The organism is Nonomuraea jiangxiensis, from assembly GCF_900099965.1.
Classification (GTDB): domain Bacteria; phylum Actinomycetota; class Actinomycetes; order Streptosporangiales; family Streptosporangiaceae; genus Nonomuraea; species Nonomuraea jiangxiensis.
Genome location: NZ_FNDJ01000006.1, coordinates 1 through 22980 on the forward strand (window position 1 = coordinate 1; position 22980 = coordinate 22980).

Sequence of the window (22980 nt, forward strand, 5' to 3'; positions counted from 1 at the left end):
CAGGGCCGAAGCGTTCTCATGTCGTAAGACCGAGTAGTTGAAGGCCGTCGGCGGGGTGGCTGCGGTAGTGGTCGGTGGCGGCGGCGATGTTGGTCCAGCCGATCAGGCGGGCCAGGCCGATGGCCAGGTTGCGGAGGCTGGCCATGATCCGGGGTGCAGTGCCGGTGCGGACGCGGGAGGCGTCTTCGCGGTAGGTGACGTCACGGGTGTGGTGCAGGACCTCGACGCTCCAGTGCCCGCGGATCAGCGCGGCGAGCTGGGGGTGGGTGACTCGTCCGGGTGGGAGGCTGGTGATGGCGTAGATCGTCACGATGGTGGTCTTGCCGGTTCGGTGGTCGGTGCGGCGGCGTTTGACCTGGATGGCCTGGGCGGCGTGGGGGAAGGGCAGGTTGGGGCGGACGGTGCAGATCTTCATGCGACGGATCTCGCGGCGGCCATGGCCTTGCTCGTCGGTACGGTCGTTCAACACGGCTTCCCGCCAGGGCAGGGCCTTGAGCCGGCGGTGCAGGGTGGGCTGGTTGCCCTTGACGATGAACAGGTAGTGGCCGCCGGCGGCGATGATGTGGCGGGCGTGTTCGTGCTGGGTGTGCAGGGCGTCGGCGGTGATCACCATGTGGGTGAGGTCCAGCCCGGACAGCAGGGGCGTGAAGGCGGGAATCTCGTTGCTCTTGGCGTCGATCTGGCGTTGGGCCACGACGGTCTGGGTGTCATGGCGAGTGGCCGCCAGCAGATGGACCGTGGTGCCGCCGGCAGTGCGGCTGCCGCGCAGGGTCTTGCCGTCCACGGCCAGGCCGGTGAGCGGAGTCCGGGCTGAGGGCGGGCTGGTGGTGGGTGATGCGTCGGCGGCGAGCATGGCCAGGTAGGCGCAGGTGGCGGTGTCGAAGTCGTCGCCGTCCAGGCGGGCGAGCAGGCGACCCAGGGTGCTGGCGGCCAGCCGTACGGTGCCGGGCAGACCGGCTCGTTGGCGTAGCGCGGGGTCATACCCGGCGATGAACCGGGTGATCTTGACGAGGGAGGTCGCTCCGCTGAGGACGGCCAGCAGGGATAACGCCAGCAGTGGGCCGAGCCGGTAGCGGCGTCCGCGACGGCTGCGCGGGTCGGGGATGGCGTCCAGGACCTGGGCCAGGGTCGGCAGATCGGGCAGGTCGCCCGGTGGGTCGGCGATGGTGACGTGCTCCAGGTGGCGGGCGAGCACGTCGATCGGGGATGATGGCACGCGAACGCGGCCCCTGTTCTTGATCGACTGGCGTAGACACCCAACGATCATCAGGGGTCGCGTTTGCCATCTATACCCCGGGGTGCCCCCTCAACCGCCCGGCCTCAACGCGCCGCGAGCGTCCCATCAGCCGAGAACGCATCGGCCCTGCCCCGTACGGGAAGCAGCCCTCGCCGCAGCCGTCCCGCTCTTGGACGCCCCCGAACTCGCCCACTATCAAGCCAGCCTCGCACCAATCGTGCGCAGCGTCCTGGCTACCAGCTCAGACCAGTCCTACCGGGCCATCGCGGTAGATGGCCTCCGCGCATGGGGTGAAGAAACCGCCTCGCTAGTCGAGCAGGAAGATTTGGAGTGCACGTCCTGGACAGCAGAGGGTGCAGCGATGACCCGCCCTTTTGAGCTGCGGTAGTGCCCACATCGACCAGTGATGCTGGCCTGCCACACCATCCGGTGAGCCAGGGTGAGGAACGAACCCCGGATCGTCGATCGCCCCCGACCACGTACGACGACCGACCATGCACTGGCGATCGTGGGGCCGCATCTGTGCGGCGGTGTGCTGTGCCGAGGCCCGCCACCACCCTCGCCCCGCACTGGTCGACAACGGTGAATTCTCGCCTGTGGAGCCTAGAAGATTCGAACTCCTGACTACCTGCTTGCAAACATAGGCCGGTCACGACGTAGAACCCTTAGATCAGGTGCGGAGCCAGATGATCAGGGCGGCCAAGGTGACGGTGCCAAGGAAGATGTAAGCGCGTTTGTCGTAGCGTGTGGCGACGGCCTGCCGCTCGACGCGCTCACGCGCCGGATTGACCGCGGAGGGCAAAGGACAGTAGGGGGGCGGCAGCTCCAAGCCTGTCGACTCCGTAACGCGCCCGGCATCTCGGAATGGTTGTCCGCGCAGGGGGAATCGATCTCGGTTCTATGATGATCAAGTAACGATAGGGTCACGCATCATCATCTGCGACCTGCCGTTTTCACGGAATGTGATCACCGCCGGGCGTGGCTCAATGATCAGCACCAAGCGGATCTCCGCAGCGGAGAGCGCTTGCCTAGAGTTTTAGAGCATGCGTTCGGATCCGAAGGAAGGTCACCTTCTGTTCCTTGACTGATATGTCGGGCCATGGCGTCATTGCGGGGTGGCTCAGCTTGGAGATCTTGAGCAGATCTGGAGACGGCGAAGGAGGCGTGGATCAGTCGTGTCAGCCGCAGGCCCGCTGTGCTCCGGACGACACGAGTGCCTTCCCGTACTTCGACGGTGACGTACGGGAGGTCTACGACGCCGCGAGCAAGCTGTGGACCGGCTCGGTCCTGTAGGCCGTAATTTCGTTCCTCTCAAAGTGGAGTTCATGTGCGCCCATTACCCTCAGGGCCGGCTCGTGCCGGCGCCTCGTTGATCAGCCGGTTGATCGCTCTCAGCAGTGCCCTGGCCATCGCCGCCGGCCTGACCGTCGCCGTCGCCCCCGCGGCGTCGGCCGCCGACTCCATGGTCTACCTCGACGGGATGAAAGACGCCCGCGATGTGGCCGCGGCCGGTGGCAAGGTTTTCGTCGCCGGGGATGACGAGATCATCGTCACCGACTCCCGCGGCACCATCACCGACACGATCAGCGACCTGCCCGGTGCGGCCGGCCTGGCGGTGACGCCGGACAACAAGCGCGCGTTCGTAGCGCTGAGCGGCGCACAACAGGTGCTCGAGCTCGACACGGACTCCCTCGCCGTCATCCGGCGGATCGACGTGGCTCCTTACCCGTGTCCGTGGAACCTGACGTTATCCGATAACCGGTTGTGGGTGGGCTACGGCTGTGGCAACACGTTCAACGGCGGCGTTTTCGGCCTCGATCTGTCGGCTGCCGCACCGGTGCCGGTGCCGGTTGTGGCCAACATCTACAACGCCCCGCTCGTCGCCGCCGCCGGGGGCACCCTCGCCGTCGGCGAGACCGGCCTCAGCGCGTGCGACCTCATGGTGTACGACGTGAACGGCACGACTCCCGTCCGGCGAGGCGTCATCAACGGCTTCGATAATTCCTTGGTCATATACGACCTGGTGATCACGTCGGACGGCTCGACAGTCATCCTAAACAATCTTGACGGATGGGACACCACCAGCCTGACCAAGGCCTTTTCCTTCCCAGGCGGGGCTGGATCCGTCGCGATCAGCCCGGACGGCGCTCACCTGGCGGCCACCGGGACGACCGGCTACGACATCACCATGTTCGACATGGGGACGAGGGCACAGACCTACCGGATCTTCGCCTCCTACGCCAGCCCGGTCATCGGTACGCTCGCCTTCTCGGGTGTCGACGTCTTCACCGTGCTGGAGGAGGTAACGTCCCAACGGCGACTGCGCCTGTGGCGAGCGGAAGGCGCCACACTTCCGGGATCCACGCTGAAGCTGTCGGCTCCGCCCACGGGCACCGCCCTCGTTCCGCTCACCGCGACCGGCACGCTCACGTTGGCGGACGGCTCGGCCCCCGGGCCGCAACCACTCGTGGTGACCCGGAAACTTCCCGACGGCACCAGTACGACGATCCCAGGCGTGACAACCGCCGCAGACGGCACCTACACCTTCACCGACACCCCTCCGGTCTCCGGGACGATCACGTACGACGTGTTCTGGAACGGCAACGCGGACTTCCGATGGAGCCGGACCTCTGCCGCCGTCACCGCGGCCAGACACCCATCCTCGATCACCTTGTCCGGACCCAAGACAGGGACGGTCGGCAAACAACTCTCGTTCAGCGGCGTGCTGGACGCAGGTGATCAGACTCCTCCGTCGGGCGCCCTGCTCGTGGTATATCTGACTGTCTCTGACGGAAACCTCGAGTTCGTGGGGACCGTGAACACGAACAGCGACGGATCGTTCGCCTTCGTCGACACCCCCGCTGTGGGCGGTGAGCACGTGTACGAGGTCCGGTGGGACGGCACGAACGTGTTCGAGTACACGCGCGGCACGCACAACGTCACCGTCCGAGGGCGCCCGTAACCCCATCGCCGGCATTCCGCGACGCCTTCATCATCGCCGTACTGCCTGCCGTGCGCGGCACCCTAACGCTTAACCGGCTGACGGGACACCGCGCCAGGTCGCTGCCACCATCCGACACGCCGCGTGGTGGCAGCCCGCCCGGTGACGGACACCATCTCCACCGCACTCCTGGCGAAACAGCCACCGCTGGCTCCCAAGACGCTGGTTGAAGATCGGAAACCACAAGGCCCCTGACGGCGTAATGCCTGTTCAGGGGCCTTTCGCGTGGAGAGCCGACGAGGGGAATCGAACCCCTGACCTTCTGTTTACAAGACAGATGCTCTGCCGATTGAGCTACGTCGGCACGGCCTACCAGTGTAGACGCTAGGGGCGCCTGTGACGAGCGACTTCGTACAGGGCCACTCCGGCGGCCACGCCCGCGTTGAGTGACTCCGCCGCTGCTCGCATCGGGATGCGGGTCACCACGTCGCAGTGCTCGCGGACCAGCCGGGAGAGCCCCTTGCCCTCCGAGCCTATGACGATCACCAGGGGCTCGGCCAGCAGGTCGACCTGGTCGAGGTCGGTTTGGCCGGCGCCGTCGAGGCCCACCACGAACAGGCCCGCCTCTCGGTAGTCGCGCAGTGCCGCCGTGAGGTTGGCCGCGCGGGCCACGCGGAGGTTGGCCAGGGTGCCCGCGGAGGTCTTCCAGGCCCCTCCTGTGACGCCGGCCGAGCGGCGGGAGGGGATGAGCAGGCCGTGGGCGCCGAAGGCGGTGGCGGAGCGGGCGATGGCGCCGAGGTTGCGGGGGTCGGTGACCGAGTCCAGGGCCACGATCAGGGGGGTCTCCGCCGCGTCATGGGCGAGCTCGACCAGCTCGGAGGGGTGCGCGTAGTCGTAGGCCGGGATCTGGAGCGCTATGCCCTGGTGGACGGCGCCCTCCGTCAGGCGGTCGAGCTTGTCGCGGGTGACCTCGAGGAGGGCGATCCCGCGCTCCGCGGCGATCTTGATGGAGTCGCGTACGCGGTCGTCGTTGTCGAGGCGTTGCGCGATGTAGAGCGCGTTGGAGGGCACGCCCGCCTGGAGGGCCTCCAGCACGGGGTTGCGGCCGCCGATGTATTCAGGAGCGTCTTCGGAACGGCGCTGCCGCACCGGTGCCGTACGCCGTGCGCCTCCGCCGTCCTCACGCGCGATGCGCTGGGCACGAGCCTTGTCCTTGTACCAATGGCGCATTTCGGCGGGTGGCGTCGCGCCCCTGCCCTCGAGCGCCCGGCGGCCCTGTCCCCCGGCGCCCTTGCTCGGGCCCTTCTTCTTCGCGGGCCTGCCCGAAGCCCTACCGCCTGCTGCCATGCCACAAGGGTACTCGGGCCGCCGGCCACCTCAGGCCCGGATGGGAGGGACAAGGACCCCACGGGCGAAGGCGGGAGGTCTAGCGGCTCAGCTCCCACCGCGCCCCGTGAGGTGTGTCCTCCACCGTGATCCCCGCGGCCGACAGCTGGTCCCTGATCGCGTCCGCGGCCGCGTAGTCCTTGCGCTCACGCGCCGCCTTGCGCTGCTCCAGCGCCACGGCCACCAGCGCGTCCACCACCGGCGCGAGGTCCGACCCGGCCCCGCGCCACTGCGGCGAACGCGGATCGAGGCCCAGCACGTCGAGCATGTTCTGGGTCTCGGCCAGCAGCCGCGCCACGGCCTCCTTGTCGCCCTTGGACAGCGCCACGTTGCCTTCGCGCACCACCTCGTGCACCACGGCCAGCGCCTGGGGCGTGCCGAGGTCGTCGTCGAGCGCGTCCACGAACGCCTGGGGCAGCGGCGCGTCGGCGTCGACGTCGTGGATGACCTCGGCGGCGCGCGTCACGAAGCCCTCGATCCGCTGGTAGGCCGCCGCCGCCTCCAGCAGCGCCTCCTCCGAGTAGTCGATCGAGGACCGGTAATGCGGGGCCGCCAGGTAGTAGCGCAGCTCCACCGGGCGCACCTTCTGCACCATCTCCGGGATCAGCAGCGAGTTTCCGAGCGACTTGCTCATCTTCTCAGCGCCGATCTTGAGCATGCCGTTGTGCATCCAGTAGCGCGCGAACCCGTCACCGGCCGCCTGCGACTGGGCGATCTCGTTCTCGTGGTGCGGGAAGATCAGGTCGATCCCGCCGCCGTGGATGTCGAACGTCGATCCCAGGTATTTCGTCGCCATCGCCGAGCACTCCAGGTGCCAGCCGGGACGCCCGGGCCCCCAGGGGGTCGGCCAGGTCGGCTCGCCCGGCTTCTCGCCCTTCCACAGGGCGAAGTCGCGCCCGTCGCGCTTGCAGGACTCGTCGTCGGTGTCGGCCGCCGCCCGCATGTTCTCCAGCTTCTGGTTGGAGAGCTTGCCGTAGTGCTCGGCATAGGACCGTACGTCGAAGTAGACGTCCCCGCCGGAGGCGTAGGCGTGGCCGAGCGAGATCAGCCGCTCCATGAGCGTGATCATCTCGGGTACGTGCCCCGTAGCCCGCGGCTCGACGGTCGGCGGCAGGCAGCCCAGCGTGTCGTAAGCCCACGTGAAGGCCCGCTGGTTGCGCTCGGCCACGACGAACCAGGGCACGCTCTCCTCGGCCGAGACCCTGATGATCTTGTCGTCGATGTCCGTGACATTGCGGCAGAACGTCACGTCATATCCGGAACGAGCGAGCCACCGCCGGAGCACGTCGAAGTTCACACCGGAACGGATATGTCCGATATGCGGGGGAGCCTGCACGGTCGCCCCACACAGGTAAATCGACGCCCGGCCGGCTTCGACCGGAACGAATTCACGGATGGCGCGCGTACTGGTGTCGTAGATGTGCAGGCTCACGAACGCAAGGCTAACGCCTCGGGGCGCCGGTCACGCCGATAAATGTCACCGTCCGGCCAATAAATCAGCCTCGCAACGTGACCTTGTCCGGTGTGAGCCTGACAATGAGCCGTTCTGCGCCCGGCTTCTCCACCCACGACTGCCCCCGATACTGCTGCGAGAGCTCCTCGATGAGCGCCCCCGTCGGGTCGTCGGCCATCGTCACACGCCCCCGCACCTCCACATAGCGGTACGGATCGTCCGGGTCGATCACCAGCAGGCTGGCCCGCGCGTCACGCTCGAAGTTCCGCGGCTTCACGCGCCCCTTCACGGTCGAGAACAGCACGTCGTCGCCGTCCGTACGCACCCACACGACCGTCGAGTGCGGTCCCCCGTCGGGGTTGATGCTGGTCACCGTGGCGAAGTTCGGTGCGCTCAGCAGTCGGCGGGCTTCTCCCGGCAACACGGCCATGTCTCTCCCTTGATCGGTCCTGGCCCCCATTCTTCTGTAGGCTCGAACCGCCATGGACGTGACTCCCCCCTCTACGCTTCGCCGCCTGGGCATCGCGCTGGCCGGGCTCGCTGTAGCAGCCCTGACCGGCGCGGCCTGCGCGCTCTCCTTCGACGACCTGCGCGCGCTGGCCCTCACCGGCGAGGCCGGACAGGACCTCGCCTTCCTCTATCCGGCGGCCTTCGACGCGCTCCTGCTGGTCGCGCTGATCGCCGTCCTACTGCTGCGCCCGGCCAGGCTCCTGGTACGCGTGCAGGCGGCGTTCGTGCTGGTCCTGCTGATCGTCGCGGCAGCGGCGGTCAATGTGGCGACGGCGGTGCGGTTCGCCTTCGACGTACGCCAGACGGCCGTGGGCGTGGCCCTGGCGCCCTGGGTCATGCTGGCACTGGCGTTGTGGCTCTGGCTGCTGTTGATCAAGCACGTCCAGGCTCGAAGGGATGCGGGCACCCGGGCGGACGAGAGCCCTGCCGAGCAGGACCTCGTGCCCTTCCATCGCCCCCGCCCGGTGCCGGAGACGCCCAGGACTGAGCCCATCGGCCCCGAGACCCCGCCGATCTCGGCACGGGTGAACGAGCGGGTGACCGAATGGCCCGCGGCCCCGGCGTCCACGCAGCCCGAGCCACAGCAGGAACCACAGCAGGAGCCACAGCCGGACCCCCGACAAGAACCACGGCAGGAACCACGCCACGAGCCAAGGCATGAGCCGGAGCCGGAGCTCTACCGCGAGCCGGAGCTAAAGCACGAGCCTGAGCCCGAGCCGTACTACGAGTCCGTGCCACGACCGCGACCGGAGCCCGAGCCATGGTCACGATCCCAGCCGGAGCCGGAGCCGGAGCGGGACCCGGAGCCCGACCCGGAAGCCGAGCGCAAGCCGGAACCGGAACCGGTACGAGAGCCGGAGCCGGAGACGCGGCCCGTTCGGTGGGGTGACCGGGTCAAGCCCACCGACGTCCTCGTCCACCCGCGCTCCAACGACGCCGACCGGGACGCCGACACCCAGCCCCACCCCGTCATAGACGACGGCCCCGCCCACCCGGACCCGGAACACGGCCCGGAGTCCGCAGACCCCGCCGAGCGCCGTCAGAGCGAGTTAGAGGACACGGCCCCGCACCCCGTCATAGAGGACGACACCCCGGCCCCCTCAGGCCGTCTCCGCAGCACTCCGCGCCCTCCAGAGGACTGATGCGGGCCTGCCCCCGGGGAACTCCAGAGGACTGACGCGGGTCCGCCCCTAGGAACTCCAGAAGACTGACGCGGGCCTGCCCCGAGAAACTCCAGAAGACTGACGCGGGCCGCCCCGAGGGACTCCAGAGGGCTGATACGCGCGGGCCCGCCCCCGGAGCTTCAGAGGATCCGGGGGCGGGCCCGCATATTCCGCCTAGACGCGGGAGCCGCGGCGCAGCCCCGCGACCAGTCCGACGCCCACAATGGCCAGCACCACCTGCATCACCAGCTCGATCCAGTCGATGCCGGGCGTGGTCTCCACGCCGAGCACCTGGGCGATCGCCGTGCCGATGAGAGCGGCCACGATGCCGACGACGACGGTGAGGATCCACCCGATGGCCTGCCTGCCGGGAAGGAGCAGGCGGCCGATCGCGCCGATTACGGCGCCGATCACAATGGCGCCGAGGATGGACTCGATTGTCATGTCACGAAACCTCCCCGTGAGAGTGAGCGGTTCACTCTCACGGGGAGGTCGCTACCCGATCCCCGGCGATTATTCGCCGATGTAAAGAACGAGCAGGTCAGGTCGATTTTCTGCCGAAGCGGCCGGAACGCCCCGCGCCGCCCAGGCGTGTCACCAGGAGCACGCCGGCGATCGCCAGCACGAGCTGCAGCAGGTGCTCGATCCAGTCGATCCCCCTCGTGTCGGCCAAGCCGGCCGCCTGGGCGATGAGCGTGCCGATCAGAGCGGCCACGATGCCGACGACGAGAGTAAGGCCGATGGACATGTGCTGCCTGCCTGGCACCAGCAGGCGGGCCAGCGCACCGATGATGGCACCGATGATTATTGCGGAAATGATCGCGCCGATCATGTGCGACTCCCCCCGAGACGTTCATATCTCGCGGAAAGAACTACCCGCTGAGCAGGCAAAATATCCGAGGGAAGGCGGCGGCCCGTACCGCGCCAGTGACGAGCCGCCGCCTCCGTACTCGGCGGGTTACCCGCCAGGACACCCTCACGTATCCCTACGTTGGACGCCCGGCCCTCAGGAAAGGTTGCCCGCGGTCTCGACCACCAGTGCGGTGGCGAGCGCCGCGATGCCCTCTCCACGGCCGGTGAGGCCGAGCCCGTCCGTAGTGGTGGCGCTGACGCTCACAGGAGCGCCCACGGCCGCGCTGAGCGCCTTCTCGGCCTCCGTACGGCGCGGCGCCAGCTTGGGCCGGTTGCCGACCACCTGGATGGCCACGTTGCCGATCTCGTAGCCGGCGGCCCGCACCTGGCGTGCGGTCTCCTCCAGCAGGGCGGCACCCGAGGCGCCCGCCCAGCGCGGGTCGGCGGTGCCGAACAGCCGGCCCAGATCGCCGAGGCCGGCGGCCGACAGCAGGGCGTCGCAGGCCGCGTGCGCGGCGGCATCGCCGTCGGAGTGGCCTTCGAGCCCGAGCTCACCCGGCCAGTGCAGGCCCGCCAGGTTGAGCTCGCGACCCGAGTCTCCCGAAGCGAACGGGTGGACGTCGACTCCGACGCCCACCCGTGGAAGGTTCGTGTTCAGGAGTTGAGGACCTCGTCGAGAAGGGCCTCGGCCTTGTCCTCATTGGTCTTCTCGGCCAGGGCAAGCTCACTTACGAGGATCTGGCGCGCCTTGGCGAGCATGCGCTTCTCACCCGCGGACAGACCACGCTCGCGGTCCCTCCGCCACAGGTCCCGGACGACCTCGGCAACCTTGTTCACATCGCCGGAGGCGAGCTTCTCCAGATTGGCCTTGTAGCGACGAGACCAGTTGGTGGGCTCTTCCGTGTGCGGCATCCGCAGGACATCGAAAACCCGCTCAAGGCCTTCCTGGCCGACAACATCGCGCACACCGACGAGTTCTGCGTTTTCAGCTGGCACCTGGACGGTAAGGTCGCCCTTGTCGACCTTGAGCACCAGGTAGGTCTTTTCCTCACCCTTGATGGATCGCGTCGTGATTGCTTCGATCCGAGCAGCCCCATGGTGGGGGTAGACGACAGTGTCGCCGACCTGGAAAGTCATGTGACAAGTACCCCTTCCGCTGTACTCCAGGGTACCACGCATCCACAGCCTCCCGGAACAGTGAAATCCTCATAACTGCAGGTCAAAGCCGCATATTGGGGCTTGACAAGCGCTCAACTGTATGAATCGCATATGCGGACATGGCTAATGACCTGCGGGGGCGCGGATATGACCATGCATTCAGGTGGATATGGTGGGCGCTGCCCATCACGCATGCGAGAGACCCCCACAAGATCCGCTCATCGCGCATGCGCGAGTCCCGCGTAAGACCAAGGAGAACCCGTCCGTGACCAGCCGTCGCTGGATTGTCGTAGCCGCCGCGTTCTTGGCAGCCCCCGTGCTCGCGGGCTGCGGGGCCGGATTCGACGCCACCACCAACAGGCCGTACAAGCCCAATGAGGCACAGGTGCTCATCGAGCAGGGCAAATACGGCCATGAGAGCGGCATCAACATCCCGCAGGCGTTCATCCTCGGCCCCGACTCCGGAGCGCAGATCGCCTGGCGCGGGTCCGTACCGATCTACCTGAACATCCTCAACACCGCGCCAACCGCCGACACGCTGCAGGCGATCTCCGCGGGCGGCATGGGCACGGTGAAGCTCACGGCCCCGATCCAGCTCCCGAGCAACCAGCTGGTGAACACCGGCAAGCCCACCCCGCAGATCCTCCTGGAGGGGCTCCCCAAGAGCCTCAGGGGCGGCGAGACCATCCGGCTGGACCTCCAGTTCGCCAACGCCGGGAGCCTGTCCATGGACGTCCCTGTGGTCACGCGCAGCCGCGAGTACAAGGACTACCCCCCGGCCCCGAACGCCACCCCGGCGCCCACGCCGACGCCGACGCCGTCCGCCTCCCCGGCGGAAGAGACCCACTGAGGGCGCGCGAAACCCTCGTTCCGGTACGTCACCGCGTACCGGAACGAGGGTTCTCACTCCTCCACTGCGTCGAACTTGTAGCCCAGGCCGCGCACGGTCAGGATGCAGCGCGGGTTGGACGGATCTGACTCGATCTTGGCGCGCAGGCGCTTGACGTGCACGTCCAGGGTCTTGGTGTCGCCCACGTAGTCGGCGCCCCAGACGCGGTCGATGAGCTGGCCCCGGGTCAGCACCCGCCCGGCGTTGCGCAGCAGCACCTCCAGCAGCTCGAACTCCTTGAGCGGGAGCTGCACCTGCTCGCCCCGCACCGCGACGACGTGCCGGTCCACGTCCATCCGCACCGGGCCGACGGCCAGCACCGCCGTCTCCAGCTCCTCCACGACGTCGCCCTGGCGGCGCAGCACCGCGCGGATGCGGGCCACGAGCTCCCGCGAGGAGAACGGCTTGGTCACGTAGTCGTCGGCGCCCAGCTCCAGGCCCACGACCTTGTCGATCTCGCTGTCCTTGGCGGTCAGCATGATGACCGGGACCTTGGAGCGCTGGCGCAGCGAGCGGCACACCTCCGTACCGGGCAATCCCGGCAGCATCAGGTCGAGCAGCACCAGATCCGCGCCGTTACGGTCGAAAGTGTCGAGCGCCTCGGGCCCGGTCGCCGCGACCGACACCTCGAAGCCCTCCTTGCGCAGCATGTAGGACAGGGCGTCGGAGAACGACTCCTCGTCCTCCACGACGAGTACGCGAGTCACGAGCGGCTCTCCTTCGCCGGCCTCACGTCCCGCAGGGGGCCGCGTCCGATGGTTGGTTGGCTTGCCTCAGTCACAGGGCTGTCTCCAGGGGAATCGAGGGTGGTACGGGTACCGCCGTGCCGCCGAAGGCGGGCAGACGGAGTGTGAAGGTGGAGCCGGACCCTTCCTTGCTCCAGACGGACACCTCGCCCGCGTGCGCGGCGGCGACGTGCTTGACGATGGCGAGACCGAGCCCGGTCCCGCCGGTCGCGCGCGACCTGGCCGCGTCGACGCGGAAGAAGCGCTCGAAGATCCGCTCCAGGGATTCCTCGGGAATGCCGATGCCCTGGTCGCTGACACTGATCTCCACCGAGTCGCCCGCCGGCCGCACGCTGACGACGACGCGGGTGTGCTCGGGGCTGTAGGCGACGGCGTTGTCGATCAGGTTGCGCAGCGCGGTGAGGAGCAGTTCGTCGTCACCCCAGATGCGCAGGCCCTCGGTGCCGCCGGAGACGAGCGTGATGTCCTTGGCGACGGCCTTGGTGTTGCAGTGGTCGATGGCGTCGTGGATCGCCTCGTCGATCGAGACCTGACCCGGCGTCGGAATGGGCTCGGCGCCCTGGATCCTGCTGAGCGTGATCAGGTCCTGTACGAGGTAGGTGAGCCGGGCGGCCTCGTGCTGCATGCGCCCGGCGAAGCGAGTGACCGCCTCGGGGTCGTCTGCGGCGTCCTGGATGGTCTCGGCCAGCAGGCTCAGCGCGCCCACCGGGGTCTTCAGCTCGTGGCTGACGTTGGCGACGAAGTCACGGCGTACCGCCTCGACCCTGACCCGCTCGGTCTGGTCCTCGGCGAGCACCAGCACCTGGCCGTGGGAGCCGAGCGGGGCCACGCGGACGGCGAAGTTCGTCGTCTCCTGGCCGAACTTGTGCCCGGCGACGTCGATCTCGCTCTCCCGGATCTCGCCGTCCCTGCGCACCTGCCTGGCCAGCGCGAGCAGCTCGGCCGCCATCAGCCGATCCCCCTTGACCAGCCCGAACGCCCGCGCCGCCGAACTGGCGCGGAGCACCTTGTCGTGCGCGTCGAGCACCACCGCCGACGAGGGGAGCACGGCCAGCACGGACGCCACCCCCTGCGGCAGCGCGGCCCCCGTCTCCACGGCGTCGGTGGTGTCGACCCGGCTGCGGGTCTCTATCTGATTGCGATAGAACAGGATCGCCAGGGCGCCCACGACGAACCCGGCCAGGGCCGCCAAGCTCATGGCCATCTCACTCATGCCTCCGATGGTAGGTGGCCTTTTCCCAGCGGCAGACCCTCCCATCAGCGGATGAACGCCTCTTTCCTGGAAAGTTCATCTGACTGTAGAAGTTCGTTCATTGATCGGCACGTACGGTAATAGCATGCGCGACGCGTACCATGAAGAACTTGATCTGCTGACTGACAAGCTGGTCCAGATGACCAGCCTCGTCCGATCGGCCATCTCGCGTGCCACCACGGCCCTTCTCGACGCCGACCTCCAGCTCGCCGAGAGCGTCATTTCCCGTGACGAGGAAGTGAACGCGGTGTTCGCCGACATCGAGTCGTCGATCTTCGACTTGATGGCCAGGCAGCAGCCGGTCGCGGTGGACCTGCGGATGGTCATCACGGCGCTGCGCATGGGCACTGACCTTGAGCGTATGGGCGACCTCGCGGTCCATGTCGCCAAGGTAGCCCGTCTCCGCCACCCGGAGTCGGCGATCCCGCCGGAGATCCGCTCGACCATCCTGGAGATGGGACAGATCGCGGAGAACATCGTCACCAAGGCGGGCAGTTGCGTGGCCTCCAGGGACGTGGACTCGGCGCTGGAGCTGGAGCAGGACGACGACGCGATGGACCGGCTGCACCGTCGGCTGTTCAGGAACATTTTGAGCAAGGAATGGCCGCACGGGGTCGAGCCGGCGATCGACATCACGTTGATCGGCCGCTATTACGAGCGGTACGCCGACCACGCGGTACGGGTGGCGGCGGACGTGGTCTACCTGGTCACGGGTTCCCGCCCGAGCTGACCCCCCTCGCGGGTCACCGGCCGGCAATCAAGGGCCCATCTCCGGCCCCGCACTCGGCCAAGTGTCCGCGGAACCCCCGAACACGCCGTGGTCATGGGCCTAGCATCGACCGCGGACAGACCGGCGACGAAACCGGGTGGAGGAACGGCCTCCATCCGGTTTCGGCATTTCCGGGCGGCGTCGCGCGGGGTCAGCGGCCGGGCGGCCGCTGACGGTGCGCGGGATCAGCGGCCCTGGTTGGCCACGGCCTCGATGGCCGCCTTGGCGGCCTCCGGGTCCAGGTATTCGCCCCCCGGGCGGGTGGGCCGGAAGTCCGCGTCGAGCTCGTAGACCAGGGGGATGCCCGTCGGGATGTTGAGGCCGGCGATCTTCTCGTCGCTGATGCCGTCCAGGTGCTTGACCAGGGCCCGCAGCGAGTTGCCGTGCGCCGCCACCAGGACCGTGCGGCCCGCCGCCAGGTCGGGGACGATCTCGTCGTACCAGTAGGGGAGCATGCGCTCCACCACGTCCTTCAGGCACTCCGTGCGGGGCATGAGCTCCGGGGGCAGCAGGGCGTAGCGGGGGTCGCCGGCCTGGGAGTATTCGTCGTCGTCGGCGATCGGGGGCGGCGGCACGTCGTAGGAGCGGCGCCACAGCATGAACTGCTCGTCACCGAACTCCTCCCTGGTCTGCGCCTTGTTCTTGCCCTGCAGCGCGCCGTAGTGGCGCTCGTTGAGCCGCCAGCTCCGCTTCACCGGGAGCCAGATCCGGTCCGCCTCCGCCAGGGCGAGCTGGGCGGTCTGGATGGCCCTGGTCAGCAGGCTGGTGTGGACGACGTCCGGGCGCAGCCCGTTGTCCGTGAGGAGCCGGCCGCCGCGACGGGCCTCGTCCTCGCCTTTGGCCGACAGGCTCACGTCCACCCAGCCGGTGAACAGGCCCTTCGCGTTCCAGTCGCTCTCGCCGTGCCTTAGCAGCACCAAAGTCGCCATGGCGCCAATCCTACGGTTTTCCGGCTTCGGGGAGGTTGCGAGGTCCGCCGCCGCGTCACCGGTCCGGATCGGCGAAGCGGGCGAAGGCCCGCAGATTGGCCAGGGACTCTCCGCGCTTCGCACGCCACTCCCACTCGCGCCTGATCGAGGAGGCGAACCCCAGCTCCAGCGCCCGGTCGAACCATTCGTCCGCGTACGTCAGCACGCAGCCCAGGAGCCGGTCGACCTCCTCCTCCGTGACGGCCGCCGGCGGGACCCGGCCCACGAGATAGACGTCGCCGACGGGGTCGAGGGAGAAGTGCACGCCGTACATGGAGCCGTTCTTGCCGAGCAGCCAGCGGTAGAACTCCTCGTGGTTCTCGTCCGGCTGGCGGCAGAAGAAGGCCTCGACGTGCAGCTCCCGCTCCCCCGCGATCAGCCAGGTCATGGTGGCGAGCTTGTGTTGCCCGGGAAGTTTCACCAGGAACGCCCCGGGCCGCGGCTCGTCGTAGGAGACGTCCGCGGTCTTGAGCGCGGCTTCGACGACATCACGCATGCCGACAGGATAGGAGCCGGAGCTAGAGGTTCACCGCCACCGGGGACTTGTGCAGGTTCGCGATGGCGGCCACGTACACCTCCAGCAGCCGCGACGCCGTCGCCTGCCAGCCGAACGCCGCCGCGTGGGCGCACGCGCCCTGCGACAGCTCCTCCCGCCGGCGCGGCGCGGTCAGCAGGCCGTGCAGCGCGCGGGCCCAATCCGCCGGATCGTGGCCGTCCACGAGCACGCCCGACACCCCGTCCCGTACGGCGGTGCGAAGCCCTCCCACGGCGGCGGCCGCCACCGGGGTCCCACAAGCCTGGGACTCCAGGGCCACCAGCCCGAAGGACTCGCTGTACGAGGGCACGACGGTCAGCGAGGCCGCCCGGTACCAGTCGGCCAGTTCCTCCTGGGGAGCGGGCGGCACGAGGCGGACGACGTCGGAGAGGCCCAGCTCGGCGGCCAGTTCGGTGAGGAACGAGGGCCGGGCCAGGCCGTTGCCCGAGGGCCCGCCGACGCAGGCCACCACCAGGCGCTCGCGCATCGACGGGTCGTCGATGAGCATCCTGGAGGCCGCGCGCAGCAGCACGTCCGGCGCCTTGAGCGGCTGGATCCGGCCCACGAACAGCAGCACGTGGGCGCCCTGCGGCAGTCCCAGCCGGTCCCTGGCGACCGCCTGGGAGCCGGGCCGGAAGACGGCGAGGTTGACGCCGGGGTTCACGACGGCGACCCGCTGCTCGGGGGCTCCGTACAGGTCGACGAGCTCACGGGCCTCGTCCACGGTGTTGGCCACGAGGCGGTCGGCGATCTCCACGACCTGTTCCTCGCCCACCACGCGGGCCCGCGGCTCGGGCTTGTCGCCCCGGGCCAGCAGCAGGTTCTTGACCTTGGCCATGGTGTGCATGGTGTGCACGAGCGGCACGCCCCAGCGCTCCTTGGCCAGCCAGCCGACCTGGCCGGACAGCCAGTAGTGGGAGTGGATGAGGTCGTAGCGGCCCGGGTCGTACATGGCCTCGGTGCGCAGCACCTCCGACAGGAAGGCGCAGAGCTGGGCCGGCAGGTCGGCCCGGTCCATCTCCTCGTAGGGGCCCGCCGTGAGGTGGCGCACGAGGACGCCCGGGGCGAGTTCGGCCACGGGTGGCAGGTGGCGCGCGGTGGCCCGGGTGAAGATCTCGACCTCCACGCCGAGCTGAGCCAGCCGTTTGGCGGACTCGACGATGTACACGTTCATGCCGCCGGCGTCGCCCGTTCCGGGCTGGTCCAAGGGCGACGTGTGCATGCTGATGGTCGCGACCCGGTTGACCCGCCGTCGCCTCACTCGACACCACCTCCAACTTTGTTACAACTGTCTAGATTTTTCCGACATTCCCGACTCCTAGCCACCACCGGGGGTGACGGATGCCCGATTTAGGGGTATTTGTCGGCACCGCAGGCCGACGGTGCCGGGCCCGGCTGGCAGGATGTTCCGCATGCGGAAAACGGCTGTGGTGACCGGTGCGAGCAGCGGCATAGGAGAGGCGACCGCGCGGCGGCTGGCCTCCGAGGGATACGACGTGGTGGCGGGCGCCCGGCGCCGCGACCGGCTGGACAAGCTGGCCTCGGAAGCGCCCTCGATCAGGCCGGTGACGCTCGACGTGACCTCGCAGGAGTCGGTCGACGCGCTGGCGGACACCCTTGAGCGCTGCGACGTGCTGGTCAACAACGCGGGCGGCGCCCTCGGCCTGGAGTCCGTGGCGGAGGCCCGGCCGGAGGACTGGCAGCAGATGTACGACACCAACGTGCTCGGCTCCCTGCGCGTGACCCAGGCGCTGCTCCCCCGGCTGGTCGAGTCGGGCGACGGCGTGCTGGTGATGCTGACCTCGACGGCTGCGCTGGTGTCCTACGAGGGCGGCGGCGGTTACGTCGCGGCCAAGCACGCCCAGCGCACGATGGCCGAGACGCTGCGCCTGGAGCTGGTCGGGCAGCCGGTGCGGATCGTGGAGATCGCGCCGGGCCTGGTGCGGACCGAGGGGTTCGCGGTCACCCGGTTCCGCGGTGACCAGGCGGCGGCCGACCGCGTCTACGAGGGTGTGCCGGACCCGCTGACCGCCGACGACGTGGCCGACGCCATCGCCTGGTGCGTGACGCGCCCCTCCCACGTGAACATCGACCGCGTCGTCATGCGCCCCCGCGCCCAGGCCGCCCAGCACAAGCTGCATCGCGTCAGTGACTGAGCCCGCCCGGCCGGGCAGGCGTTCGGCCCCCTCGACCGGCAGGCCGGTCGGCTCGATCACCCGGGGGACGACCGCGCACAACCGGCTGCGGCGCTGCGACCGGTGGATCGCCGCCGTGCACGGCCGCTCGCTGCGCGCCGCCGACCGCCCGCTCGTGGTGGACCTCGGGTACGGGGCCTCGCACGCCACGCCGCTGGAGCTGTTCACGCGCATGCGGCGGGTGGCGCCCGGCGTCGAGGTCGTGGGCATCGAGATCGATCCGGCCCGGGTGGCGCTGGCGAAGCCGTACGAACGGCAGGGGCTGACCTTCCTGCTGGGCGGCTTCGAGCTGCCCGTGCCGCGCCCGCCCACCCTGGTCCGGGCCTTCAACGTGCTCAGGCAGTACAGCGAGGCCGAGGCGTGGCACTACTGGGACGTGCTCAGGGCCAGGCTGGCCCCGGGCGGCGTCCTGGTCGAGGGGACCTGCTCCGAGAACGGGCGGCGCGCGGTCTGGGTGGGACTGTCGCGGGAAGGGCCGCAGACGATCACGTTCTCCGCCCGTTTCAGCGCTTTCGAGCGGCCTTCCGACCTGGCCGACCGGCTGCCGAAGACGCTCATCCACCGGAACGTGCCGGGTGAGCGCATCCACGGCTTCCTGAGCGACTTCGACCACGCCTGGGCGGTCAGCGCCCCTTACGGGGCTCATGGGGCACGGCAGCGCTGGCTGGCCGCGGTGCGGCTGTTGTCCGGTTCCTGGCCCGTACCCCTGCGGCCGCCGCTGGGCGGGCCCGCCCGGTGGCGCCTCGGCGAGCTGACCCTGCCGTGGTCGGCCGTCGATCCGCGTCAGCCCGCCAGGCGCGCCTCGAACACGGCGTAGGCCGCGCTGTCGAACAGCACGAACCGCACGTCCTCCACCGAGGTCCCGGCCTGCCGCACCGCCTCCAGGGCGATCCGGGCGGCGTCGTCCATCGGCCACCGGTAGATCCCGGTCGAGATGGCGGGGAAGGCCACCGACTTCGCCCCCAGCTCGTCGGCCACCCGCAGCGACTCGCGGTAGCAGGAGGCCAGCAGCTCCGAACGGTCCTCCGAGGCGGAATGGACCGGCCCGACCGTGTGGATCACCCAGCGGGCGGGCAGCCGCCCGGCGGTCGTGGCCACCGCCTGGCCGGTCGGCAGGCCCCGGGCGTACCGGGAGGCGCGCAGCTTCCTGCACTCCTCCAGGATCTCCGGCCCGCCACGGCGGTGGATGGCGCCGTCCACGCCCCCGCCGCCCAGGAGGGAGGAGTTGGCGGCGTTGACGACGGCGTCCACCCGCTGCGCGGTGATGTCGCCCTGGACCAGCGTGATCTCCATCCGGCCGACACTGTCAGCGACGAGCGGCCACCGCAATCTCGCGCGCCGGTCCTCCAGGCCCGATCGGAACGACGGTGGCGACCGATGATCCGTATTTATCAAGATTTGCCGTGTATCTAGGTAGAGGCAAGTACCCGTATACGCATATGCAGATATGGTCGCGTGGACAGCGAATCCATCGATGACCCGGATGCCAGCTCGACAGGTTGTAGAGCTAGTCTGAGGGATGTGAAAGGTCTTGGCGAGCTTGAGCGCAGCATCATGGACATCCTCTGGGCGGAGAGCACGGCGCTGACCGCCCGCGAGGTCGGCAGGCTCATAGCCGACCGTGACCTGGCCCCCACCACGGTGATGACCGTCCTCGACCGCCTCACCCGCAAGGGCTTCCTCCACCGCACCCGGGACGGCCGGGCGTGGAGATATCAGCCCGCGGAAACCCGAGACGCCTACATCGCCGAGCTTATGCTGGAAGCCTTGGACCTGACGGGCGACCGATCGGCCGCCCTGACCCGCTTCGCCCAGGCCGTGTCGGGCCCGGAGGCGGAGATCCTGCGCAAAGCGCTGACGGAGCTGGAGGACGAGTGATCACGGCAGCGGCGCTGGCAGCGCTCGCCACGGCGTGCGCGGTCGGCTCCTGGCGTTTCACCACAGCCCGGTGGACCTCACGCGCTCCCCGGCTGGCCATCATCGTCTGGCAGTCCCTGGGCGTGGCCTGGGGCCTGGCCACCACGGGCGCCATGCTCGCTTACGCCGTCCAGCCCTACGGCACGGGTGTGCTGCCGGGCCTGATCGCGTTCGCGCACGGGGAGCCGCCGCTGCACGCGTGGGACGCGCTGCACGTGCTGGCCCTGATCGCGGGGCTCACCTCGCTCGCCGTGCTGGTCGTGGTGCTGCTCGCCGCGGGCGTGCAGGCGCTGCGGGCCCGCCGGCGGCACCGCATGCTGCTCGCGCTGATCTCCCACGACGACCCGGGTGTGCCGGGCGTGCGGGTGCTGGCCCACCCCAGCGCCGCCGCCTACTGCGTGCCGGGGCTGCGCTCGCAGGTCGTGGTCAGCGAGGGCGCGCTCAAGCTGCTCTCGGAGGACGAGCTGGCGGCCGTGCTCGCGCACGAGGCCGCCCACGTGCGCGAGCGCCACGACCTGGTGCTGCTGCCGTTCGCCGCGCTGCGCCGGGCGCTGCCCTGGTCCAAGGTCGTGTCCGACGCGCAGGGGCAGGTGGAGCTGCTCATCGAGATGGCCGCCGACGACCGGGCCCGCCGCTACTGCTCGCCGCGCCGGCTGGCGACGGCACTGCTCAGGTTCGGCACGGCCGGCGCCATGCCGACCCCGCACGGCATGCTGGGCCTGCACGCCCACAACGTCATGGCCAGGGTGGACCGCCTGATCAAGCCGGCTCCGGAGCTGGCCGTGTCGGTGCGTTATGGATACATCGCACTTTCTGTGATTTTGCTCACCACTGCTCCCTATCTCTGGGTTATCCAGCTCTGATGCTTGCTGCCGTTAATCGCCGCGTTTGCAATTGCAAGCACCGCGGGGCAGACTGGCCGCATGGCACTACCCAAGGTCGGCTCGATAGGTGAGTACATCCGCGAGCAGCGGCAGCAGGCGAAGATCTCACTTCGCCAGCTCGCCGCCGCCGCCGGAGTCTCCAACCCCTACCTGAGTCAGGTCGAGCGCGGGCTGCGCAAGCCCAGCGCGGAGATTCTCAACCAGATCGCCAAGGGGCTGCGCATCTCGTCGCAGGCGCTCTACGTGCAGGCGGGCCTCATCGAGGACCGGGAGCCGCCGAGTGATGTGATCACCGCGATCAGGGCCGACACGAATCTCAGCGAACGGCAGAGCCAGGTGCTGATTGATATTTATGAGTCGTTCCGAAAGGAGAAGCGCGCCGAAGACGAGCAGACCTCCCAGAACGCTCGTCCCCGGCACGACTCCGCATCGGATGACGAGCCGCTGTCCGAGGAGTTTCTCGCCGCACTTGAGCCCTACGCGGCGACCTCGCGCAACGGCAACGTCACCCAGGAAACCAAGGAAGGTTAACCCATGACGCTCGCCACCGAGGTAAAGAAGCTCGCGGAGTCCAAGCCGTTCTATGCCGTCGCCGGCATGGGCGACTTCGCGGTCGAGAAGCTGCGTGAGCTGCCCGAGCGGCTCCACAAGCTCCAGACCCGCCGCTCCGAGCTGGCCAAGGACCTGCCGGAGAGGGCCCGCGCCTACGCCGACAAGGCCGAGGGCCTCGCCAGGGACTTCCCGGTGAAGGCCCGCGACTACGCCGACCAGCTCACCCACCGGGCCACCGAGGTCTACGAGGACTTTGCCACACGTGGCCGCAAGGTGGTCAGCAAGGCGAGCGGCGAGGCCGCGCTTGAGCTCGAAGAGGTGTCGGAGGCCGCCGAGCCGCCCGTGGCCCAGCCGATCAAGAAGACGCGCACCACCAACCGCACCACCAAGGCCAAGGCCTGACCTGACGGAAGGCCCGCCTCCTCTTCTGGAGGCGGGCCTTCCTCTTTGGGGGTGCCCGCCTGTCGGCGGCGCCTATTAGGCTGAAGCCGCATCCATCGCGGCGTTGGGCGGAGCCAAGCACATGAATTTGATCAACGGCGTTTTCAACCTTCTCTTCCTGTTGCTCGCCGCCGGCATCTTCGGCATGTCGGTCTACGCGCTCGTGCACGCGCTGCGGGTGCCGACGGCCGCGTTCGTCTCGGCGGGCAAGCTGCAGAAAAACCTGTGGCTGCTCATCCTGGCGCTGGCGACGCTGTTCTCGGGCGCCGGGGCATGGCAATATCTCAACGCGTTCCTGGCGTTCGGCGCCAGCGACTTCATCGGCATCGGCCTGGGCATCTTCTCGATCCTGGCCGTCATCGCCGCCACCGTCTACATCGTGGACGTCAAGCCAGCGGTCAAGGGCATGGGCGGCCGGGGCAACAGCGGCCCCTACGGCCCCTGGTGATCAGGCCAGCTTCGGGGCCAGCCAGGCGGCGAGGTGCTCGTGCCCGGCGCGCGTGGGATGCACGCCGTCGGGCAGCACCACCGCCGACCGCTTGCCGGTGACCCAGCGCCGGTCCATCGGGTCGAGGAAGGCCACGCCCGCGCGCACGGCCGCCCGCGCCACCGCGTCGCGCACCTCATAGGCCTTCCGGGGCGCGTCGTCCAGCCAGATGGGGCCGACCACGACGATCCTGGTGTCCGGCCAGTGGCCGCGCACCCGGTCCAGCAGGCCCTCGGCGGCGTGCCGCACGCGTTCGGCGCTCCAGCGGCGGTCGTTGTGCCCGCCGGAGATGACCAGCAGGTCGGGAGGAGGCCGCCAGGCCAGCTCCACCTCGAAGGACTCGCGGAACGTACGCCCCACGCGCCCCTCGTTGACGAACCCCGTGCCGCCGGCGCCCGCGATCACGGGCTGCCAGCCCAGCCGGCGGGCGGCCTGCGACGCGTACGTCTCCCACTCCGGCACCGGCCCCGACCCGACGGTGAAGCTGTCGCCCACGAACATCATCACCGGCGCCCTGGCCGCGAGGGTGCCGGCCGGGCGCGAAGGGACGTTGGCCGCGATCGTGCCGCCACAGCCAGAAATCGCCATCAACGCGATGACCGGCGCGATCCCGGACCGATGCGTCAGGCCACGCATTACCACCTC

Annotated in this window: 28 protein-coding genes and 1 tRNA gene; 12 read left to right on the forward strand and 17 right to left on the reverse strand. The window is 69.2% G+C overall.

The window, feature by feature from the left end; all coding sequences use genetic code 11:
- Positions 1 to 16 precede the first annotated feature (16 nt).
- On the reverse strand, positions 17 to 1216 hold the full coding sequence (locus tag BLS95_RS14300) for an ISAs1 family transposase (RefSeq protein ID WP_218135763.1): 1200 nt from the start codon (positions 1214 to 1216) through the stop codon (positions 17 to 19).
- A 691-nt stretch (positions 1217 to 1907) separates the two neighbouring features.
- Positions 1908 to 2066 carry a hypothetical protein gene (locus tag BLS95_RS55640; protein WP_176993181.1) on the reverse strand — a complete coding sequence of 53 codons (159 nt, stop codon included), beginning with the start codon at positions 2064 to 2066 and terminating at the stop codon, positions 1908 to 1910.
- A 335-nt stretch (positions 2067 to 2401) separates the two neighbouring features.
- On the opposite strand from BLS95_RS55640, the gene BLS95_RS58990 reads away from it, so the two are divergent.
- Together BLS95_RS58990 and BLS95_RS14310 are read left to right on the forward strand one after the other, a co-directional pair.
- Positions 2402 to 2530: a hypothetical protein gene (locus BLS95_RS58990; RefSeq protein ID WP_281249993.1), complete on the forward strand. Its 129-nt coding sequence runs from the start codon at positions 2402 to 2404 to the stop codon at positions 2528 to 2530.
- An 88-nt stretch (positions 2531 to 2618) separates the two neighbouring features.
- Positions 2619 to 4199, forward strand: coding sequence for a YncE family protein (locus BLS95_RS14310; RefSeq protein WP_090931474.1), 1581 nt, complete (start codon positions 2619 to 2621; stop codon positions 4197 to 4199).
- A gap of 270 nt (positions 4200 to 4469) precedes the next feature.
- Here the strand turns inward: BLS95_RS14310 and BLS95_RS14315 are convergent.
- From BLS95_RS14315 to BLS95_RS14330, 4 genes are all read right to left on the reverse strand, one after another.
- Positions 4470 to 4542, reverse strand: a tRNA-Thr gene (locus tag BLS95_RS14315).
- A gap of 20 nt (positions 4543 to 4562) precedes the next feature.
- Positions 4563 to 5525, reverse strand: coding sequence for a 23S rRNA (guanosine(2251)-2'-O)-methyltransferase RlmB (gene rlmB, locus BLS95_RS14320; RefSeq protein WP_090931475.1), 963 nt, complete (start codon positions 5523 to 5525; stop codon positions 4563 to 4565).
- Positions 5526 to 5604: 79 nt separating this feature from the next.
- Positions 5605 to 6996 (reverse strand): cysteine--tRNA ligase, encoded by a 1392-nt coding sequence (gene cysS, locus BLS95_RS14325; RefSeq protein ID WP_090931476.1) that lies wholly within the window; start codon positions 6994 to 6996, stop codon positions 5605 to 5607.
- Positions 6997 to 7060: 64 nt separating this feature from the next.
- Positions 7061 to 7447, reverse strand: a complete 387-nt coding sequence (locus BLS95_RS14330; RefSeq protein ID WP_090931477.1) for a PPOX class F420-dependent oxidoreductase — start codon at positions 7445 to 7447, stop codon at positions 7061 to 7063.
- 52 nt (positions 7448 to 7499) lie between these two features.
- On the opposite strand from BLS95_RS14330, the gene BLS95_RS14335 reads away from it, so the two are divergent.
- The gene (locus tag BLS95_RS14335) at positions 7500 to 8669 is read left to right on the forward strand and encodes a DUF2637 domain-containing protein (RefSeq protein WP_090931478.1); all 1170 of its coding nucleotides are present in this window, start codon (positions 7500 to 7502) and stop codon (positions 8667 to 8669) included.
- Between the two features lie 195 nt (positions 8670 to 8864).
- On the opposite strand, the gene BLS95_RS14340 is transcribed toward BLS95_RS14335, so the two are convergent.
- From BLS95_RS14340 to BLS95_RS14355, 4 genes are all read right to left on the reverse strand, one after another.
- Complete coding sequence (locus BLS95_RS14340; protein WP_090931479.1) at positions 8865 to 9134, reverse strand: GlsB/YeaQ/YmgE family stress response membrane protein; 270 nt, start codon at positions 9132 to 9134, stop codon at positions 8865 to 8867.
- Between the two features lie 97 nt (positions 9135 to 9231).
- Positions 9232 to 9522, reverse strand: coding sequence for a GlsB/YeaQ/YmgE family stress response membrane protein (locus BLS95_RS14345; RefSeq protein WP_090931480.1), 291 nt, complete (start codon positions 9520 to 9522; stop codon positions 9232 to 9234).
- Positions 9523 to 9696: 174 nt separating this feature from the next.
- On the reverse strand, positions 9697 to 10179 hold the full coding sequence (gene ispF, locus BLS95_RS14350) for a 2-C-methyl-D-erythritol 2,4-cyclodiphosphate synthase (protein WP_090931481.1): 483 nt from the start codon (positions 10177 to 10179) through the stop codon (positions 9697 to 9699).
- A 17-nt stretch (positions 10180 to 10196) separates the two neighbouring features.
- The gene (locus BLS95_RS14355) at positions 10197 to 10679 is read right to left on the reverse strand and encodes a CarD family transcriptional regulator (protein ID WP_020544658.1); all 483 of its coding nucleotides are present in this window, start codon (positions 10677 to 10679) and stop codon (positions 10197 to 10199) included.
- A gap of 286 nt (positions 10680 to 10965) precedes the next feature.
- Here BLS95_RS14355 and BLS95_RS14360 point away from each other — a divergent pair, with 286 nt between their 5' ends.
- On the forward strand, positions 10966 to 11550 hold the full coding sequence (locus BLS95_RS14360; RefSeq protein WP_245765052.1) for a copper chaperone PCu(A)C: 585 nt from the start codon (positions 10966 to 10968) through the stop codon (positions 11548 to 11550).
- Between the two features lie 53 nt (positions 11551 to 11603).
- Here the strand turns inward: BLS95_RS14360 and BLS95_RS14365 are convergent, their stop codons facing one another.
- The gene (locus BLS95_RS14365) at positions 11604 to 12296 is read right to left on the reverse strand and encodes a response regulator transcription factor (RefSeq protein ID WP_080043325.1); all 693 of its coding nucleotides are present in this window, start codon (positions 12294 to 12296) and stop codon (positions 11604 to 11606) included.
- Between the two features lie 70 nt (positions 12297 to 12366).
- Positions 12367 to 13548, reverse strand: a complete 1182-nt coding sequence (locus BLS95_RS14370) for a sensor histidine kinase (protein WP_245765053.1) — start codon at positions 13546 to 13548, stop codon at positions 12367 to 12369.
- A gap of 124 nt (positions 13549 to 13672) precedes the next feature.
- Between BLS95_RS14370 and phoU the strand changes: the two genes are divergently transcribed.
- Positions 13673 to 14317, forward strand: a complete 645-nt coding sequence (gene phoU, locus BLS95_RS14375) for a phosphate signaling complex protein PhoU (RefSeq protein WP_090931484.1) — start codon at positions 13673 to 13675, stop codon at positions 14315 to 14317.
- A gap of 224 nt (positions 14318 to 14541) precedes the next feature.
- Here the strand turns inward: phoU and BLS95_RS14380 are convergent, their stop codons facing one another.
- The 3 genes from BLS95_RS14380 to mshA are packed head-to-tail and all read right to left on the reverse strand — an operon-like array spanning position 14542 to position 17081.
- Positions 14542 to 15285, reverse strand: coding sequence for a phosphoglyceromutase (locus BLS95_RS14380; protein ID WP_090931485.1), 744 nt, complete (start codon positions 15283 to 15285; stop codon positions 14542 to 14544).
- 55 nt (positions 15286 to 15340) lie between these two features.
- Positions 15341 to 15820 (reverse strand): type III secretion system chaperone family protein, encoded by a 480-nt coding sequence (locus tag BLS95_RS14385; protein ID WP_090931486.1) that lies wholly within the window; start codon positions 15818 to 15820, stop codon positions 15341 to 15343.
- Between the two features lie 22 nt (positions 15821 to 15842).
- Entirely contained in the window at positions 15843 to 17081 is a 1239-nt protein-coding gene (mshA, locus tag BLS95_RS14390; protein WP_090931995.1) for a D-inositol-3-phosphate glycosyltransferase, read from the reverse strand.
- Between the two features lie 190 nt (positions 17082 to 17271).
- Here mshA and BLS95_RS14395 point away from each other — a divergent pair, with 190 nt between their 5' ends.
- A complete protein-coding gene (locus BLS95_RS14395) occupies positions 17272 to 18015 on the forward strand; it encodes an SDR family NAD(P)-dependent oxidoreductase (protein ID WP_090931487.1) in 744 nt (247 codons plus the stop codon).
- Complete coding sequence (locus BLS95_RS14400) at positions 18008 to 18871, forward strand: class I SAM-dependent methyltransferase (RefSeq protein WP_245765054.1); 864 nt, start codon at positions 18008 to 18010, stop codon at positions 18869 to 18871. The genes BLS95_RS14395 and BLS95_RS14400 overlap by 8 nt, the downstream gene beginning before the upstream one ends.
- Here BLS95_RS14400 and BLS95_RS14405 read toward each other — a convergent pair.
- Positions 18838 to 19347 carry an O-acetyl-ADP-ribose deacetylase gene (locus BLS95_RS14405; protein WP_090931488.1) on the reverse strand — a complete coding sequence of 170 codons (510 nt, stop codon included), beginning with the start codon at positions 19345 to 19347 and terminating at the stop codon, positions 18838 to 18840. The two genes, BLS95_RS14400 and BLS95_RS14405, sit on opposite strands and share 34 nt — an antisense overlap.
- Positions 19348 to 19575: 228 nt before the next feature.
- On the opposite strand from BLS95_RS14405, the gene BLS95_RS14410 reads away from it, so the two are divergent.
- The 5 genes from BLS95_RS14410 to BLS95_RS14430 all read left to right on the forward strand — a co-directional run bounded on the left by BLS95_RS14410 (position 19576) and on the right by BLS95_RS14430 (position 22296).
- Positions 19576 to 19932: a BlaI/MecI/CopY family transcriptional regulator gene (locus BLS95_RS14410; protein ID WP_090931489.1), complete on the forward strand. Its 357-nt coding sequence runs from the start codon at positions 19576 to 19578 to the stop codon at positions 19930 to 19932.
- Complete coding sequence (locus tag BLS95_RS14415) at positions 19929 to 20834, forward strand: M56 family metallopeptidase (protein WP_090931490.1); 906 nt, start codon at positions 19929 to 19931, stop codon at positions 20832 to 20834. Before BLS95_RS14410 ends, BLS95_RS14415 begins: the two co-directional genes overlap by 4 nt.
- 60 nt (positions 20835 to 20894) lie before the next feature.
- Positions 20895 to 21386 (forward strand): helix-turn-helix domain-containing protein, encoded by a 492-nt coding sequence (locus BLS95_RS14420; protein ID WP_090932000.1) that lies wholly within the window; start codon positions 20895 to 20897, stop codon positions 21384 to 21386.
- Between the two features lie 3 nt (positions 21387 to 21389).
- The gene (locus tag BLS95_RS14425) at positions 21390 to 21809 is read left to right on the forward strand and encodes a hypothetical protein (RefSeq protein WP_090931491.1); all 420 of its coding nucleotides are present in this window, start codon (positions 21390 to 21392) and stop codon (positions 21807 to 21809) included.
- 121 nt (positions 21810 to 21930) lie between these two features.
- The gene (locus BLS95_RS14430; protein WP_090931492.1) at positions 21931 to 22296 is read left to right on the forward strand and encodes a DUF2516 family protein; all 366 of its coding nucleotides are present in this window, start codon (positions 21931 to 21933) and stop codon (positions 22294 to 22296) included.
- On the opposite strand, the gene BLS95_RS14435 is transcribed toward BLS95_RS14430, so the two are convergent.
- The gene (locus BLS95_RS14435) at positions 22297 to 22923 is read right to left on the reverse strand and encodes an SGNH/GDSL hydrolase family protein (protein WP_176993182.1); all 627 of its coding nucleotides are present in this window, start codon (positions 22921 to 22923) and stop codon (positions 22297 to 22299) included.
- Between the last annotated feature and the right edge of the window lie 57 nt (positions 22924 to 22980).